This is a genomic window from Amycolatopsis sp. NPDC051071 (assembly GCF_040682875.1).
Taxonomy (GTDB): Bacteria; Actinomycetota; Actinomycetes; order Mycobacteriales; family Pseudonocardiaceae; genus Amycolatopsis.
The window spans coordinates 1-17,625 of record NZ_JBFBBY010000058.1; the positions used below are offsets into that span (position 1 = coordinate 1).

15 protein-coding genes are annotated in these 17,625 nt (G+C 67.6%); all 15 read right to left on the bottom strand.

The genetic code is table 11. The annotated features are described in order from the left end of the window. Positions 1 to 74: 74 nt before the first annotated feature. A complete protein-coding gene (locus tag AB0M65_RS19965) occupies positions 75 to 1,298 on the bottom strand; it encodes a hypothetical protein (RefSeq protein WP_364029291.1) in 1,224 nt (407 codons plus the stop codon). Between the two features lie 221 nt (positions 1,299 to 1,519). Further along, positions 1,520 to 2,794 (bottom strand): hypothetical protein, encoded by a 1,275-nt coding sequence (locus tag AB0M65_RS19970; protein ID WP_364029293.1) that lies wholly within the window; start codon positions 2,792 to 2,794, stop codon positions 1,520 to 1,522. Between the two features lie 194 nt (positions 2,795 to 2,988). Next, on the bottom strand, positions 2,989 to 4,512 hold the full coding sequence (locus AB0M65_RS19975) for a hypothetical protein (RefSeq protein WP_364029295.1): 1,524 nt from the start codon (positions 4,510 to 4,512) through the stop codon (positions 2,989 to 2,991). Next, the gene (locus tag AB0M65_RS19980) at positions 4,509 to 5,048 is read right to left on the bottom strand and encodes a phage tail protein (protein WP_364029297.1); all 540 of its coding nucleotides are present in this window, start codon (positions 5,046 to 5,048) and stop codon (positions 4,509 to 4,511) included. The genes AB0M65_RS19975 and AB0M65_RS19980 overlap by 4 nt, the downstream gene beginning before the upstream one ends. Then, a complete protein-coding gene (locus AB0M65_RS19985; RefSeq protein ID WP_364029299.1) occupies positions 5,045 to 6,997 on the bottom strand; it encodes a putative baseplate assembly protein in 1,953 nt (650 codons plus the stop codon). The genes AB0M65_RS19980 and AB0M65_RS19985 overlap by 4 nt, the downstream gene beginning before the upstream one ends. Next, a complete protein-coding gene (locus AB0M65_RS19990; RefSeq protein ID WP_364029301.1) occupies positions 6,997 to 7,401 on the bottom strand; it encodes a GPW/gp25 family protein in 405 nt (134 codons plus the stop codon). Before AB0M65_RS19990 ends, AB0M65_RS19985 begins: the two co-directional genes overlap by 1 nt. 13 nt (positions 7,402 to 7,414) lie before the next feature. After that, positions 7,415 to 9,742, bottom strand: coding sequence for a phage baseplate assembly protein V (locus AB0M65_RS19995; RefSeq protein WP_364029303.1), 2,328 nt, complete (start codon positions 9,740 to 9,742; stop codon positions 7,415 to 7,417). Next, positions 9,739 to 10,641 carry a hypothetical protein gene (locus AB0M65_RS20000; RefSeq protein WP_364029305.1) on the bottom strand — a complete coding sequence of 301 codons (903 nt, stop codon included), beginning with the start codon at positions 10,639 to 10,641 and terminating at the stop codon, positions 9,739 to 9,741. The genes AB0M65_RS19995 and AB0M65_RS20000 overlap by 4 nt, the downstream gene beginning before the upstream one ends. Next, the gene (locus tag AB0M65_RS20005) at positions 10,638 to 11,135 is read right to left on the bottom strand and encodes a phage tail protein (RefSeq protein WP_364029307.1); all 498 of its coding nucleotides are present in this window, start codon (positions 11,133 to 11,135) and stop codon (positions 10,638 to 10,640) included. Before AB0M65_RS20005 ends, AB0M65_RS20000 begins: the two co-directional genes overlap by 4 nt. A 28-nt stretch (positions 11,136 to 11,163) precedes the next feature. Further along, positions 11,164 to 11,631, bottom strand: coding sequence for a phage tail protein (locus AB0M65_RS20010; RefSeq protein WP_364029309.1), 468 nt, complete (start codon positions 11,629 to 11,631; stop codon positions 11,164 to 11,166). A gap of 10 nt (positions 11,632 to 11,641) precedes the next feature. After that, on the bottom strand, positions 11,642 to 12,877 hold the full coding sequence (locus AB0M65_RS20015) for a DUF4157 domain-containing protein (RefSeq protein WP_364029311.1): 1,236 nt from the start codon (positions 12,875 to 12,877) through the stop codon (positions 11,642 to 11,644). Positions 12,878 to 14,824: 1,947 nt separating this feature from the next. Beyond that, positions 14,825 to 14,992 carry a DUF6760 family protein gene (locus AB0M65_RS20020; protein ID WP_364029313.1) on the bottom strand — a complete coding sequence of 56 codons (168 nt, stop codon included), beginning with the start codon at positions 14,990 to 14,992 and terminating at the stop codon, positions 14,825 to 14,827. After that, positions 14,989 to 15,381, bottom strand: coding sequence for a phage tail assembly protein (locus AB0M65_RS20025; RefSeq protein ID WP_364029315.1), 393 nt, complete (start codon positions 15,379 to 15,381; stop codon positions 14,989 to 14,991). Before AB0M65_RS20025 ends, AB0M65_RS20020 begins: the two co-directional genes overlap by 4 nt. Beyond that, the gene (locus tag AB0M65_RS20030) at positions 15,378 to 15,881 is read right to left on the bottom strand and encodes a phage tail protein (protein ID WP_364029317.1); all 504 of its coding nucleotides are present in this window, start codon (positions 15,879 to 15,881) and stop codon (positions 15,378 to 15,380) included. The genes AB0M65_RS20025 and AB0M65_RS20030 overlap by 4 nt, the downstream gene beginning before the upstream one ends. A 31-nt stretch (positions 15,882 to 15,912) precedes the next feature. Next, complete coding sequence (locus AB0M65_RS20035; protein WP_364029355.1) at positions 15,913 to 17,445, bottom strand: phage tail sheath subtilisin-like domain-containing protein; 1,533 nt, start codon at positions 17,443 to 17,445, stop codon at positions 15,913 to 15,915. Between the last annotated feature and the right edge of the window lie 180 nt (positions 17,446 to 17,625).

The window sequence follows — 17,625 nt, forward strand, 5'->3', positions numbered from 1 at the left end:
GGCGCCGGTACCCGAGCCCACCGAACACCTCGTGAGTGTTTTGGGTCGTTAGAACGACCCAAAACACTCACGGGTCACCGAAGGCCCTGCGTGATGGCCTCGTCCAACCCTTCCAGCCCGCTGAGTGCCGCGCGCAGTTCGGCGGCGTACTCAGCGGTCCCGGCCCGCAGACCCCGCTCGACGACGCCGACGGTGTCGAGCGCCTCGACGCCCCCACTGCTCATCGCGGCGACGGACTCCTTGACGACGGCACCCAGCAACAACTCCTCGGGCACTCCCGGCGTTCCTTCCAGCGGCCAGACGAGATCGTCCAGCACACCCTGCCCGCCGACCTCGCGGACCAGACCCGCCGCGGTGATCCCCGGCACCCGGAAACCCTCCTGCACCACCGCGCGGACGTTCAGGCTGTTCGACAGCCAGTACAGCAGCTGCGCGTTCATCTCCTGTTTGACCGGCTTCGGGGTCAGCCACAGCGTGAGGTTCACGTAGTACTCGGTGAGCCTGTCGAGCACCTCACCGCCCTTCTGGAAACCCCACAGGTTGAGGTCGAAGTAGTGGTGCCACGTGGAATCGGCGACGATCCGGCCGACCCCGGCGGCGGCACCGTCGTACACGCTGCTCACGCCGTAGACCTGACCGTCACGTTTGTCCGTGCCGCGTGCGACGATCTCGGGCTTTGGCTGACCCGCGCGCCCCGACGGCCAGACGTCCGCCGGGTACTGCTCGGGGATCAACAGCTGCCCCTCGTGCATATGGTCCGGGAAGACCGTGATCGGACCGCGCCTGCCCTGGAACAACGCATGCGGCCTGCCGCCTTGTTTCCGCAGGATCAGCTCCTGCGGATACGGGTCGAGGTCGTTCGGAATGGGCGCGTTGATGTCGCTGCCCCACGGATCGGGCTGGTGGGTGTTGTGACTGAACTCGATACTCGAATCCGGCCGGTCGTTCCACACGCGCAGCTCTCCCGCTCGCGGCACCCGATGTCCCAGTGCCCGCCCCAGATTCAGATAGTCGGGCAGGGACGGGTCCGCTTCCGGCGGCCGCGGATTGGAATGGTCGCCGCAAATCAAAACCCCACCACCGGCGTCCATCCAGACTCGCAGCGCGGCGACCTCCGAGTCCACGAGCTCGTTTTCCGGCTGCCCCGGCAGATCACACGGCAGCAAACCGAAAAACCATACCTGCTCGTATCGGCCGAGTACGTCGGCCGTGAGCTTGTTGACGGCGTGCCCACCGTCGTGTCTATTGATCAAGTCGACCTCGAAATGCGCGAAGAACGGCTCGTTCTCCAGGATCAACCGGCGAAGAGTGCCCAGCGAAAAGCCATTGTTACCACTGAGTCCTACGATATCCGTATAGAACAGGACCCTGACCTTCGGCTTCGCTTCCGGACTCACTTGATCAGCGGCAATACGTGCGTCGAACATCGATACCCCCTTGCTGCAGCGATATGCCGTCCTCCCCGGCACCGCTGTCCCTTCCACGTATACCTGAACTTCCAGTGGGCCACCCGCCGCGATCAGGAAATCGGCGTGGTGGTGAATTCCCCGTTCGGTGTGCAGGCATCCCGCGAGTTCGTGCACGAGACGGCCAAGGTGACGCGCTCGCCGGGTGCGACCAGCGGCGGGTTGTTCGGCCGGAAGGTGAGTCCGCCGCCCGCCACCTGGGCGAGATTGAAGGTGCCGACGACCGTGCCGCCGTGCCGGATCTGCACCTGCCCGGTGTCCGCGCCGGGATTCCGCAACAGAACCGAAGTGACCTGATAGCGCGGACCGGAAGGGAGGACGTAGGAGAACAATTGTGGTCCACCACCTACATTGGGGTAGGCCTCGGCGCGGATGACGAACGTGGTCGTGGCAGGCGCACGGGACCCCGTGCCGTCCGCGCCGTCGGTGCCGCTGGTCCCGTCGGTCGTCGCGGCGGACGTACTGGACGCGCTGCTGGGACTCGCGGAGGAGCTCGGTGGGGCCGAAGAGGACGGCGATGACGACGATGACGGCGGAGTGGAGGACGCGGCCGAACTCGCCGGTGGCGACGTGCTCGCGATCGACACCGGCCGTTGCCGCAACAAGGTCGTCACGATCAGTACGAGAATCAGCAGCAACGCGAACAACAGGGCGAAAAGCCAGAAGAACCGGCGCGGGATCAGGGCCGCCTGGTCGAATTCCGCGGCGATCTCGATCGGGTCGGCGTCTGGTGCCTGCACTTGGATGACGAACGGGATCCGCCGGTTCTGCCCTTTCCAGAAGTACTTCTTCGGCCGGGCGACGATCCGGATGAAAGTGGCGGCACCGGGTTCCAGCACCGGGCTGTGCGGTCGCAGCCGGAAGGTCAGCTTGGCGTCCGGATCACTGGCGGTGATCTCCACCGGATGCGGATGGTTCCCCAGGTTGTCGACGGCGAGGGTGTGCTTGCCCGCCCGTCTGCCGGAGGACGTCACGGGCACGATGGCGGCGTCGTGTTCGGTGAACGGGGCGACGACGACCGTGCCCTCCTGCACGACGGATCCGCCGGGATCCTCGCGAGAGGACACCCGCAGTGCGAACGGATGCTCCCCGGCGAGGACTTCCGAGGACTTCGATGGCGCGAAGGTCAGTTCGACGGTGACTTCCTGCTGCGGCATGAGATTCGCGCGTGCCGGTTTGATCTGGGTCCAGTCCCCGGCATCGCCGAGCACACCGAATACGAACTGGTCCACCACCGCCGAGTTGTTGCGCACCAGCACATGGCAGCGAGCGGCCGCGCCGGGAGCGACCTCGACCTCGGTCGTACGCAGAGTCGCGCTCACTGCCATGCCGATCAGCCTGCCAGCGCGGCGTCGTCCGGTCAGCGTGGGACGAGCCGGTCATCCGGCCCGGATTCGGTTGTCCTGATGGGCAAACCCGCTGCCCGTCAAGACACATTCTCCGCGACGCAACGGACGCCGTGAAGGCCTCCTTCCCTGCTTTGCGGGCAGGAAAGGAGGCCTTCACGGCGTCGGTAAGAGGGCTACTTGAGGGCGAAGAATTCGAGTTCGCTCATCGAGACGGCCTGACCCCCGGTTCCGTTGTAGACATCGATCACCTCCACCGTCACCGAGGTCACCAGCGTGCTGTTCGTCAGGTCGATCGTCTGCGCCTGCGAACTGTCCTGCGGGAGGATGTTCTCGCTCTTGCCGGTGTTGTAGGTGAACCGCAGGATCGACGGCCGCCCGTCCCGTGCGTAGCCATCACTCGAACCGGAGTGAAGAATGATGCTGCGCAACAGGAAACTGTCGTCGAACCGGAAGGTCAGTTTGGGTTTGGCACCAGTGAGCGGCGCGGACCAGTAGGTGTCCTTGTAGGTGTCCACGAGCAGGTTGGGGCCGTGCCCGGGGACCACGGTCGCCGACTGCACCACCGACGGGCGGACCGGGTCCAGCGTCGGGATGACCTTGCGGTACAACGCCCTCGCGTTGTCGATCACAGTGGCCCGGAACGGCGGATACAGGATGTAGACCAGCCCGACGAGCACGCCGAGAAGCAGCAAGACGGCCCGCAGCCTCCGCAGCGAGAGCCTCCTCTGCCACGACCGGTGTTCCCTGGTTCCCTTCTGCCCAGGCCTGGTCCCCGCCGGGAGTTTCTTCTTGCGGCGCCGGAAGATCCTCCGCCACCACACCAAGTGGACGGTCCCGGCGTCGGCGAGCGACTCGCCGCAGCGGCTGCAGAAATTGCGGAGCGGCGCATTGCCCTCACCGCAGACCGCGCAGACCAGGTCGCCCGGCTCCAGTCTGCGAGTGGGTTTGGTCCGCACGATTGCCCTGGTCTTTTTGATCGCCGGGGCCGGTGGCAGTTCGGGCGGCACCTCGGGGCGCGCCTCGGCGAGACCGGTCACCGGTTGCGCCAGCGACGCGACGAGGTCCGGATCGAGCGCCGTCGGCTTCGGCGCGGGCAGCACTTTCGTTCCGGTGGCGGGTGGCGGCGGCACTGTCTTGCCCGCACCCGGCGGTGGTGGTGGCAACGCCTTCCCCGGTGGTGGCGGCAAGGCTTTCCCAGGCGGTGGCGGCAATCCCGCCTTACCCGCGCCCGGCGGCGGAGGCAGCGCTTTGCCCGCTCCCGGTGGCGGCGGCAGTCCGGCCTTACCCACCGCCGGTGGCGGAGGCGGCACCTTCACCGGCGGAGGCGGCGGCGCCTTGCCCGGCGCCGTCTTGCCGATCGCCAGCGGTGGTGGCGGCGGGAACTTCGCCGCTCCCCCACCGGCCGGTTCCTTCGCCACCGGTACCTCGCCACCCGACCACGCCGCCACCGCGGCGGCGCCCGATCGTGGCTTCTTCTCCACGTAGACCCGCTCGGGCAGCCATGACCGGATTCGACGGCGTACTCGTTGCCACCACGTGACTTTCTCCTCGACCGGGGCAGGCGGCTCTTCCACCACGACCACGACTTCGGGTGGCGGCGCGATCTTCTCGCCGTTCCATTCCAGGAATTTGCCGCAGTCGCCGCAGAAGGCATAGCTGTCGTCGTTCTGGTTGCCGCACATCGTGCAGATGATCATCTGATCACCTCCAGGGTGTGGCCGACGTGCACTGGTTTGGCCGCGCGGATCACCGCGGCGACGGCGTCATCGGACAACGCCCGCGGATCACGGGGCCGCACGACCACCCGCACCCAGTGATCGACGTCGGACGGCGGATCCGGCCGGGGCCGCACCGACCAGGAAGTCCCGCCGCTCTCGGTGATCTCGACGTCGCCGTCGACCACGACGTCCAGATGGCGGCGCAGACCTGCCATCGTGCCCCGCATCCGGAACAGATCCACCGCCTCGGCCACCACGGCCCGCTGCACGGAGATCGGCCAGCTCTCGTCCAGCAGCACGCCGAACCAGCTCGACAGCCACCGGACGAACTCCTCCGGCGCGAGCCGGGGATCGAGATAGCCGTGCACGCAGTCGATGACGTTGATGAGCGGTGCGAGGACGTCGTCGAACGCCTCGGTCCAGCGCACCGCGAACTCGCTTTCGCCGAACACCGCGGGCAGCTGCCCGATCAGCGGATACGGGGACGGCATCACTCGCTCGACGGCCGTGGTCATGACCGCTCCACCCGGATCTGGTGGTCGTAGGAGAAGACCAGGCCGCCGGGACCGACCGGGAGCCGGGTCACCTCTTCGCCGCGTTCGCCGGTGACCGGGTTGGCGCCGTAGAGCCGGGCGTCCTCCACCAGGTCCACGCCCTGGACGGACTGGAGCAGGGCGAAGATCTCGCCGTGGGACACCCGGCGGCCGAACTCCCAGCCGGTGCCGTCGTCCCCGCCGGTGAGCGGATTGAGGTAGCCGTACAGCGTGTCCAAGGCCCGTGCCCGGATCTCGTCCGGGTCGAGCCGGGTGCGGGCGACGAGCCTCGCGACCACGGTGATCCCCCGGTAGCGGGGTGGCTCCACCATGACGCGCGTGCCGACCAGCCGGACGTCCTCCAGCCGGTCGGCGATGCGCTCCAGTGTCCCTTCGGTGGGCACCAAGTCGGCGAAGAGCAGTTGCCCGTTCCGGTGCGCCGCCGCGGGGACCACGAGGACTTTCACCGCGCCGTTGGGCACGTCGTCCTCGCCCGCCGTGAAGCAGTGGATACGGGACACCTCCGGGGCGGCTTCCCTGGCGATCGCCTCGTAATCCTCCGCGGTGACCGCGCGGCTGCGGGTGCGCAGCATGATCGGCCCGCGGGCCTTGGCCTCCTCCAAGGTCTCGCCGTCGACACCCCCTGCCGACGGGTGCAGATTGACGATTCCGGACACGAACGGGATCGACGCCTTGAGTGTGTCCAGCGCCAGGCGGGCCACGTTGCCGCGGACTCCGCCACCGCAGTAGTAGCGCCGCATCCGGATCGTGGCACCGCGAGGCGGCACCGCGCCGTACTGGTGCAGGCTCCGGTCCGGCAACCGGATCGCGGGGCCGAACTCGACCTCGCCGCCGACCGGATCGAGTGCGAAGTGCCGGTCCTCCGGGCCGCTTCCGGCGAAGTTCTCGACCGACGTCCACTGCTGCCAGCCGTCGTCGGTGGCGACCTCCAGCACGGCGCCGTGCTCGCCGGCGAGCACCGGTGTGTTGTTCAGGTGGAACCGTTGTCCTGGAACGCCTTCGGACTCGCCCAGCTCCTCGAACTCGACGATCTCGCCGTGCAAGGCCTTCGCGGTGGCACCGACGGTGGCCGCGGCGAGCGTACGCACCACGGGCGACGAACTGTAGGCCGGCTGCCCTGGCAACGGCTCGACGACCCGGATCCGCACCCAAGCGGCACGCTGGTCCTCGATCACGCTCACCTCATGCCCGCCGGGCACGTGGATCACGATCCGGCCGGAGCGGTTCAGCCCGCCGGTCTCGTCCGTGGTCACCTGGCAGTCAGCCCATTTCCCGCCGGTCCAGGCCTCCCACACCAGTGGCGGATGCAGTGGGTTGACGCCGACACCCGCGCTGTCACCGAGGAAATCGAGCCGTACCGCGCAGTTCCGCGCCGGTTCGTTCAGGCCGAGCAGCAGGGCGTCGTCCAGATGCGGCACGTCGTCGAAAGCCGGGAACTCCTCCCGCGACTCGAAAGCCGGGGTCAGATCCGTACTGGCGACGCCGCGGCCGGTCGTCCGCCGGACCGCGCTGATGGCGGTCGGCACGATCGGCAGATCACGCAGGGTGGAGAAGACGATCGCCTCCTCGCTCTCGGTCCTGGTCGTCGAAACCCGGGTGCCCGCCCTGATCACCATCGGTGCCCTGGCCGGGGTGGAGAGCCAGAACGTGACCGGCGCTTCCGCGGGAGTGGGCGGCAGCATGCGTAAACCGAGCAGTTCGAGGAATTTCACATACAGCCTGTCCGGCACCCGGTTCAGGCGATAACACAGATGCTCGGTCATGGAGGCGAACACCTCGATCAGCGTCACACCGGGATCGGACACGTTGTGGTCCGTCCACTCTGGACACCGCTGCCGCACGTATCGCTTGGCGTCGTTGACGAATTGCTGAAACCGGCGATCGTCGAGGTCGGGAGCGGGCAGCACCATCAGTCCCCCTCGTCGGGAATGGTGTAGAAGGGATGGACCAGGTTGCGTTCGTCGTTCTCGCCCTTGACCAGGTAGCCGATCTCGATCATGAGCAGGTTCTCGTGGTCGGCGTGCGGGTAGACGGCGATGTCGCCGACCGTGACCCGCGGCTCCCACATGGTCAGTGACCGGCGCACCTCGCCCTCGATTCCGGTGAACACGAGATGCGTGGCGTTTTCGAACACGAAGTCCCGCAGCCGGGAACCGAACTTGGGCCGGAACGGCCGCTCGCCCGGATAGGTCGAGAGCACCAGCGACATCGCCTGTTCGAGTTTGCGTGGCCCGCCGATGGTGGCGATGGTGCCGTTCGCGGTGATGTCGAGCGGGAAGGACCAGCCACGGCCGATGAAGTCGTCGTCGATCACCTTCGCCTCCTTCTCAGAGCGGGATCGGAACGCCGTTGACGAACGGGATCCCCATCAGGTTGATCGCGGGTGCTTCCAGCGTGATGGCCACACTGGACTTGATGATCAGGTTGAGCCCGCCGTCGATCAGCATCGTCCCGGCGGCACCCGCGCCGATGTTCACGAAACCGTCGGCGGCGGCGATGTTGATGTTCGGCGGGGTGGTCGTCGCGGCGCCGAGCACCGGGCTCGCGATGAGGTTGATCCCGGCGTTGACCTGGTCGATGGTGAGGCCGGTCGTGCCGTCCTGCGCGCCGAGCCGTACCGCCGACGCCATCGCGCCTGTCACGGGGGACAGCACGTCGATGGACGTCGAGTCGGTGCCGCCGCCGGCGTCGATCGACTCCCCGGTCACCGAGCCGACGTCGGCGGCCGTCGGCAGCGGCGGGATCATCGGCACGTCGTAGAACAGCAGCGCGTTTCCCGTGCTGGACACGAAACCCCGGTGATGGACCTCGCTGACCATGCCGGGGACGATCGTGGCGCCGGACGCCGCCTGCACCAGTTCGTTGTTAATCTCGTTGCCGACCTGGCCACCGATCGCGGCCCCCGCCATCATGCCCGCCGGCCCCAGCGGTGAGAGCAACGCGGCGCCGGCGGCCTGCGCGGCCATGCCGACGGCCGCGGTGCCGAGCCCGGCCAGCCCACCGGCGAAGATCGGGCCGGACTGCGCGATGCTCCACTGGGTGTGGTTGTTCATCATCGCGCCCAGCACGTACGGGCGTCGCACGTCGCCGAACTCGAAGGCCACCAGTACTTCGTCGCCGATCTCCGGCATGAAGATCGCGCCACTTCGCGGGCCGGAGCAGAACTGGATGTTCGGCGCCCAGTCGGTCGCGAAGGTCGGCGACAGCCACGGCAGTGTGACCTTCACCCTGCCCTTGCCGAGCGGGTCAGCGCAGTCGCTGACCACCCCGCAGACCACCCCGTTCAGCACCGGGCTCCGGGGCGAGGTCCGCCCGGCGTTGGCGCTGAGCCCCACCATCGTCCGGTCCTGCCTGCCGTGTGCGGAGAAGACGACCCGGTACCCGTATTCGGAGTCGTCGAAGATGTGCCGCGCCCTCGATACCTGCCATTTGCCCGCGAAGATGGTCTGCACGCCGTGGACTTCGATCTTCGTGTTGGGCTGGATCGCGGCGTTGCCTTTGGCCTCGCCTTCGCATTCGGCGAACGTGCTGCCGAAGTCGGTGCCGACCGTGCGGGCGGCGAGCGGGCCCGCCGTCTCCATCGTCGTGTTGTCCGCGACGGGGCGGTCCACCACGATATGCGCGGTCGGGCTCGGCGGGGTTCCGAGGAAGCCGATCGGAGAGCCGAGTACGCCGCCGGTGAGCTGGGAAGCCGTGTCCCGCACGGCGTTCTCCGCCGCGTCCATCCCGGCGCTGAATCCCGACCCGCTGAGCGAGGTGACCGTGCCCTGCATCGTGTCGATGGCCCCGCTGAGCCCCGAAATCAGGCCGCCGGAGGTGAACTGGGCACCCAGCCCCATCGGGCACGGTCCCTCGCCGACAGTAGTCGGCGAACTCTGCGCGGCCGCCGTCCGGCTCATCGGATCCCACACCCGGACCTCGACGTCCGGGGTCAGGTTCCCGGCCGACAACCGCGGCCGGAAGCTGATCAGGTCGTCCGGGAACCGCACGGGCACCGCCTCGCTCAGGCCTGCCGCGCCCGCCGCGACACTGCGGAGGTAGCCCTGCGTACCGGCCCCGGCCGAGATCAGGCTGTCCACCCCCGGCCGGAAGTAGAACTGCCCGTTCGCCACCCCCACCTCGAAGCCGATCTCCCGTGCCCTGGTGGTGAGGAACTCCCAGTCGGTCTCGTTCACCTGGGCCAGATAGGGATAGGTGGTGCTGGTGGCCACCACCTGCCCGATGGACAGGCCCGACTCACCGGCGATCTGGTTGGCCACGTCGGCGTCGGTGACGTTGACGAAGCTGCGGCTGCGCCTGGCCCGCTGCAACCGGTGCGCGCCGGTGTAACCGCGGGCCACCGTCCGCATGCTGACGCCCTGCACCAGACCCTCGATCGCGGTGACCTCACCGGCGATCAGCACCATCGGCGTCGCCGCGGGCCCCATCGCGGACACGGTGACCAGCGTGCCGATCTCGATACCCGCCTCCGCCATGGTCTGGCCGGTCATGTCGACGAAAGTCAGCTCGAACATGCCCGGCAGGTGCATGTCGTTGTCGACCACCACCCGCATCAGCCGAGCGAGGAGCACTTCCGGCAGGGTCTTCCCGTTGATCAGGACGTAAGGCCGGATGGTCGGCTCGGTGCCGGCGATGGACTCTTCGGGGGCGGTCATCTGGCTCCCCTTTCCGGCGCCAGGTCGGCGGGCGGCAGCATCAAGGTCCGCCCCGGTTTGACCCGGAGCGGGTCGTCGATGCCGTTCGCCTCCGCGACCCGCCGCCACGCGTTCGGCGAACCGTAGGCACGGTGGGCGATCTGCATGATGTTCTCGCCCTGGGTGACCACATGCCGGGTGCGGCCAGGCACCCCGCGCGACGTCGGGTTGGTCGGCGGCGGGTCCCGGGTGAACTCGACCAGGGTGAGCGCGATCCTCGCCCACACCGGTGTCCCGGTGAAGTCGAAGCGCTGGTAGTCGACCGTGACCTTTTCCAGGTTGACCAGCTTGTTGTGGAAGGGCGCGCCGATACCCCACATGAACCGCAGGACGGGCAGCTTGTAGTAGACGGGCGAGGACCAGAAGTCCTTCAGGCTCGGCTGCAGGGTCGAGGACGGCGCCGGGAACGACGAGGATTCGCTGTTGCCGAGCCCGTTCTTGATCTTGTTCATGATCACCGTGTCGACCGCGCTCTTCACCGCCGACGAGTTGCCCAGCTCCAGTGCTTCCGCCGGGTTGATCTTCGCGGGTGTCGCCCATTCGATGAGCTGATCGATCGCCAGGGTGGTGAAGCCGGCACCCGTCAGATACGCCTCGCCGAGGTTGAGCCGGATATTGCTGGTCGCCTTAATCGCGTCCTCGAGTTTGGAGGTGATCACGCCGCGGTCGGACTCGGTCTTGTTGGCCTTGGTCAGCGACACCGATTTGGGGTTGAGGCTGAACGACACCGGGATGTCCAGCAGCACCCCGTCCGCGGCGAGCGAGGCGGGCACGCAGCCACCCGCGAGACCGAGCAGCTGGTTCGCCGTCTGCACCTTGCCCGACACGATGTCGAGCAGATTGCTCCTGATTCCGCTCATAGCCCTGGTATCCCTGTCAGGTCGAGGAATCCTTCGTGGTCGATTTCGAGCCGCTCGATGGCGACCTTGCTGTCGGTGGCCGCGAGGGACGGCCCGGCCCATGCGGATGGATAGGCGTTGCGCAGCGTCCAGGACGAGACCTCATTCCACTGCGAATCGAGCAGCCGGATCGTCATCGGGGTGCCGAACTCGATCATTTCGCCGAGTGGGTTGGTCCCCGGCTGTGCCCACGGACGCCACCACAGTTCCAGCCACTTGCGCACGGAGTCACTCGCGGACTTCTCCATCGCCCGCTCCAGTTTCACCGTCGCGTAGTTGATATCGGCGAACAAGATCCGCTCATAGGAGTAGTTACCGGGGTTGTAGGCCTTGTGCAGCTTGGTCTTGACTTCGAGTCCCTTGCAGGAGGACCAGAGGCCGAGGTTCAGACCCGCCGCCTCGACCTCGAACCGCATGGCCATCCCGAGTGCGAGAGGGGTATCCGGAGGGGACATCACGAACTCCTTGGCTTTTGGGCGGTGGTCAGGCGGGCCGGGCGCGGTTCGCCGCGCTGAACAGGCCGGAATGGGCGATCTTGAGGGTCTCCAGGTAGACCTTCCCGGCGCTCGCGTCGAAATCGGAGATCTTCCAGCTGATCGGGAACATCTCCCGGATCGTCCACCCGACCACCACCGTGCCGCCCGCGTCGATGATCTCGATCGCGCCGTCCTCGGGCTTCCCACCGGTCGAATGCACTTCGTCGAGCCAGGCCTGCACCGCCTTCGTGCCGACCGGATCCGCGGCCCTGCTCAATTTGACGGATTCGTACTTCGGCACCCCGGCGTATTTGAAATACTGATCGGAGTCGCCGACCCAGTGTTCGGCCAGTCCCCATTTGATTTCCATGTCCGACGCCTTCGCCCAGGAACCGAGGTCGCGTGAACCGGTGCTGACGACGAACCGGTACGCGGTACCCTGGCTGAGCACCAGCGGGGTTTTGGGTTCTGCCATCTCCGTCTCCTCAGCCGAAATCCATCAGGGTGCCGGACCGCTCGCGATCGACGAGCATTTCGAAGCGCAGCCTCGTATGCAGTGTGTTGTAGATCCGGTTGGCGATCTCTTCGAAGTGGTCCGGGTCGTCGAGATCCAGCCAGCGGCGGGGCGGATTGTCGGCCAGTTCGCCGACGATGCCGGCAAGCTCCGGCGCACTGGGCCGGCCCAGTGGCTTGCGGCTACCCGGTGGCAGGCCGCTTCCCGGTGGCCCACTGTCCTTTTCGGACTCGGCTTCCGCTCTCTCTTGTTGCCGTCGTAGGTGATCCGCCATGACGAGGATGCCGGCGGGCGAGTCGTCCGGCGTTGTTCCCCAGGAGGACGGCAGTTCAAGCTTGTCCTTGCCCGCACGCTTGAGCTGCTCGGCGATGAGCGTCTCGGGCGTCGTGGCCGGTAGTTCGTTCCACGAGTCCGGCAGAGCGAGTTCCGCGCCGGTCCTCCGGCGGAACTCGTCGAGAACTCCTTCGCTGGGTGGTTTCCGGGGCCTGCCCCATAAAGTGGGCAGCCGGAGACCGGTCAGCCGGCGGAACCCGCCGACCTGTTCCTCACGTGCGGGCTTCGAGACGTTGCCCCAGTCGAGCGGGCCGTAAGTGCCGTCGTCCGGCTTGCTCTTTCGCTTGCCCTTGGCGGGCTCCTCTTCTTCGTCTTCCTCGCTTGGGCTGTCTTCGGCTGGGCTGTCCTCGTCTCGGTTGTCCTCGTCTCGGTTGTCCTCGCGGGCGAGCTGCATCGGTCCTTCGTGGCCGCGGACCGGCGGCGCGGTGCCGTTCGCCCCGTCGGCCACCCACTGCTCGACCGCGACCGCGTCGGCCTCCAACCGCCTGCCCGCCACCGTTTCCAGCCCGGGGAGCGCCGCGCCGAACTGCCGCTGCTGGGCGGCGTGGGTCAGCTCGTGCGCGAGGACCGGGGCCGCCTCCCTGCCGTCCAGCGGTCCGGCGCTGTCGGGCACGTGCACCACCTCGTCCGCGGTGAAGCCGCGCGCGCCGAGGCGGCGAGCAGTGTCCGTCACCTCCTCGCCACGACGGACCCGCACATCGGACACGTCGACGCCGAGAGCCTGCTTCAAGGGCGCGATCAACGCGGCCGGGACGACCGTTTCGATCACCGCCGGAACAGTCTGGCGCGGCCCTTCGGTGAAGCCGGGCGCGAGTTGCGGGTGGACGGTGAACGTCGCGGTTCTCTCCGGGCGACGGGCGATCGGGTGGGGCACGGTGTCGGCGAACGGTGGCGCTGCTGAGGATGCCGGCCGAGGAGGTTCGGAGGATGAGGAGAGCAGCTTGGGCGAATCGTCCGGCCGCGATACCCGAGTCTCGGCGGGATCGGGAAGCTGTGCAGGGGTGGCCGTCCGGGGAACGAACCCGGGCGTTCTCGCGGAACTCGGCGCGGGCGATTTCGAGTGCGCAGCTGTCGTTCGGTCTTGGGTGGACGGGTCCGTCGGCGTGGGACTTACCTGGCCGATCAGGTGGACCGGCGCGGTCGGTTCGACGGCCGCAGCCTTCGGCACAGAAACTTCGGGAACAGCGATTTCGGTGACAGACCGCCGCACGTCGGCGACAGCCGGAATTCCCTGCCCGCCCGAGGAGGCTCGCTCACTTCTCGAACGAGAGGCTTCCGGGACGCGCCGACGCACGTCTCCTGGCGCATTGTGAGCCCGCCCGACCAAATCCGTCGAGTTGCGAGGCAAGTCCCGCACGACAGCAGGGTGCACAGCGCGTTCCGTGACAGACCGCCGCCCGTCCGCGGAGTGGTTGATCGAACTCACCGGCTCATCGGGCGGCGAGGCGGAGGTGGTGTGCCTGTGCGGGTGGGTCGTGAGCGGCGATTCGTGTTCGCTTGAGGGGTAAGTGAAAGGAGGGTTGGTGTGAGGGTTGGTGTGGCCGCCTGGTTCGCTGCCGCGGGTTCCGTCGCCGTTTCGCGGCAACGGGGTTTTCGCAGGTGGTCCTGGGCTTGTTGATGAAGGAATTGGGACGTTGAGCGTCCCAATTCCTTCATCAACGTGGGCACTATGCTGAGGTTCCTCCTCGTTCGAAGCGGCGACCGGTTCCCGAGCGGGAGGCGACGGCGCAGCTTCGAGGGGCTCAGGCGTAATCTGCGCCTGCTCGCCGCGAGATGGCTCCGGCGGTTCGGAATCACCAACGGGTTCATCCCTCGGAGTGATCACGTCGGAACGCTCCGGTGCGACGGTCGGCGGATGAGGATGGGTGATGCCGATGCCCATCCGCCTGCTCTCCGCGAGCGAAGCGCGCCGAGGCCGTGGAGCCGAAGTGACAGGAACGGCCACCGGAATTTCCGGCCGCCGCGACACGGGCTGCTCCGACACAGGCTGCTCCGACACGGCTCGTTTCGACACGGGCTGCTCCGAGGCAGCCGGTGTCGGTGAAGTCTCCGGACGGCTGGGAACCGGAACCGGCGGCCGCGCCGGACGTCGGTTCGGCTTGGGTCGCGGCTCGTGGTTCACCTCGGCGTACGCGGTGGCGAGCTGCCGGTCCTTTTCCTGGTATGCCAGGTGAACGAAGTCGGACGGCTTCCACGGCAGCGCCGGTGCTCGCGGTTCCGTCACCTCCGCGACGGTCAACGGCTCCGACGCCGTCCTCGGCCGGGCCAGGACACGCCGGGGCGCGGGCGGCACATCGTCGACAGGTTCAGGGTCGACAGGCGGCACTTCATCGATAGGTTCAGGATCGACGGGTTCAGGGTCGAACGGTTCGGCGAACAATCGTCCTTTTCGGACTTTCCGCCGTCGTAGCGGCAGGTCGACCAGGTCACGCCCGACCGGGATCGCGGTGACGATGCCGCCGATCCGCCCGGCGGGGCCGCCGGTGCGTGCCTTCAACGACCGCACCGAAAGCCGGTGCAGCACACCGATCGGCGCACCGCGAACGGTCAGCGGCGCCGGAACCGGCACGGTGGCCCGCAGCGGGGGAAGCGACCGCCAAGCGGACCGTCGGCGACCCGGCGACCCGTCCACCGAAGCCATCGGAGCAGCAGACGAACCGGCAGCCATCGGCGCACCAGACGAACCGGCGGACGTCGGCGCACCAGACGAACCGGCGGCCATCGGCGCACCAGACGAACTGGCAGCCATCGGAGCAGCGGTCGGACCGGCAGCCATCGGACGGGCGCGGCGCCACGGCCAGCGGGCCATCGCGGCCTCCTCTCAGTATTCGCGGACCGCCTCGTCGAGGCGGGCGTTGATGGCGCCGATTTCGGTGATCACTCTCGCCCTGGTCGCGTGATCGAGTTCCAGGATCGATGCGAAGGACCAGTGCAGGTGGTAGGCGATGTAGACGATCTCCTCCCACAACCGGTCCGTCGTCTCGGTCATGGCGGCGGCTCCCCCGCCACGTCGATCAGGAACTGGTGCCCGCAGTCGGGGCAGGCGACCTCGGCCTCGGTGTGGCCCTGCTGGTTGACCCGTCGATAGAGGTCTTGCAGGAACGCGAGGTCAGAGGCGAACAGATGCTCGATGACGAACCGGTCGACCGCGGGCAGCGTGCCGAGTCTGGTCACCGTATGCATGATCAGGTAGATCGACAGATACGCCGGGGTCTGCCGCACCAGCGGTTCCGCCTGCGCGACGAGCTCGTCCTTGGCGGTGGCCAGCCGCAGCAGGCCTTCCCGGTGGACGCGGCCTTCCTCGTCCACGAAACCGCGGGGCAGCTGGAACGGGTACTCGGTCCGCAGCACCGGGTGCTCGGCGACGGGGGCCGTCATTTGTTCCCCGACGTGTGGTTGTCGACGTCGATCTGTTCGCAGACGATGACGACGGTCGCGACGGCCGCGTCACTGCCGCCCGCCTTGAAGTTGCCGATGTCCAGTTTCTGCGGCCACGCGTTGAGCAGATGGTACGACTGCTTTTGGAGGCCCGCCGAATCGAGCAGGATCAGCGAACAGCTCTTCTTCGCCGCCGGATCTCCACGGAGGACCTGCTGATGCCACGACCACAAGGTCAGGTCCGTGTCCACTCCGCGTTTCAGCGTGACGGTCGCCGGCTTGGTCTTGCCGAACTGCTTCGACAGCGAGATACCCGAACCGTTGCTGGACAAATATTCCGTCACCTCGACTTCGGAGGTGATGCCCGTCAGCTCGGAGAAGGCGAGCCCGTTGTTCGTCGGGCTGTTCTGCCCGTCGAACTGGATCACGAACCGCGCCGCGCTGACCAGTGTGTTCGTCGTGTCGAGTTTGGCGGTCTGGGAGCGCATCGGATTGGTCATCGTTCACTACTCCTGGATTCGGGACGGGTGGTCATTCTTCGAGTGCCGCGCCGTGCGGCATCTGGGAGATCTGGAAGACGACGAACTCGGCGGGCTTCACCGGCGCGATCCCGATCTCGATGAACAAATGCCCGGCGTCGCGGGACTCCGGCGGGTTGTTCTCCTCGTCGCATTTGACGTAGTAGGCGTCTTCCGCCGCCCGGCCCGCCAGTGCGCCACTGCGCCAGATCCGTTGCAGGAACGCGCCGACGACCCGGCGGACGGCGGTCCACAAGTATTCGTCGTTGGGTTCGAAGACCACCCAGTTGGTCCCGTTGAGAATGGACTCCTCGACGTAGTTGAACAGCCGCCGCACGTTGATGTAGCGCCATTCCGGATCGCTGGACAGCGTTCGCGCACCCCAGACCCGGATCCCCTGGCCGGGGAACGCCCGGATGCAGTTGACACCCAAGGGGTTGAGCAGTTCCTGTTCGCCCCGGCTGATCACGGTCTGCAGCCCGACCACCCCGCGCACGACCTCATTGGCAGGCGCCTTGTGGACACCGCGGGTCTCGTCGCTGCGGCCCCAGATCCCGGCCATATGCCCGCTGGGCGGCAGCGCGAAGATGTTCCCCGTGGTCGGATCGAGTGCCTGTACCCACGGCCAGTAGAGCGCGGCGTATTTGGTGTCGTAGCCGGCGATGTCGGCCCGCCAGTCCCGCATCTGCCTGGAGTTCAGTCCCGGCGGCGGGTCGAGGATCGCGACCCGGTCCGACATGAGCTCGCAATGCGCGATCATCGCCAGCTGGACGGCCTTGACCCCGTCGGCGTCGATCATTCCGCGCTGGTACGCGGACATGAGATCGGGTGCCAGCACCATGGTGATCTCGTCGATGGCCTCGAAGCCGCCGATGCCGGTGCGCTCGATCGGGTCGCCGACGTACTCCGTCACCGGAACCGGGCGCGGCGCGGGCTCACGGACCGCGAGTGCGGTGGTGGTGTCCTTGCGGGGTGTGGTCAACGTGCCGTTCTTGGCGTGTTCGAGTGTGATCAGCTTCGACTGCTTGGCCAGCACGGTGGCCACGTTGTTCGGCCCGCGCTTCACGGTCACGTTGTCGAATGATTCCTCGACCTTGCCGTTGCGCAGGACGTCGAGCCGGAAGGCGCCGTCGGCCGGTTCGCTGGCCGCGCCGACCGAAACGGTCAGCCCGTCGTCGGCACCCGGCGCGAGGGCCCTGACTTCGAACGCGTGACGTCCGTCGTCACCGGCGGCGGGAATCAGCGCCGCACCCAGCCGCGGTTTGGCGACGGCGTCGTCTTCGCCCGAGGAGAGCCGGAGAATGTAGGCGGAACCGCCTCCGTTGAGGAAGAACGCGTACACGGAATGCGAGAGGTACGCACCCTCGACGAAACCGCCGAAGGTCCGGATGAATTGGGTCCAGTTGGTGACCAGCGTCGGTTCGGCGACCGGGCCCTTCTCCGCGAATCCCACGAATCCGGCGACCGCGGTGCCGACACCCTCGATGGGTTTCGATCCCGACGACACCTCTTCGACGTACACACCTGGTGCCAGATAGTTGGCCATCGATTCTCCCAATTCGAGCGGGTGGATGAGGAACCTGGTGTCCAGGCTGGCATCCGGGATCGCCGCCGAGACGGGGCCGACGCGCACTGTCGTGGCCAGGAGCGGCTGCACTCGGGGGCAACGCCGAGTGACCTCGTGGCGGGCCGCGACGCCGTCGCCCCCGTGCCCCCCGGTGTCCGA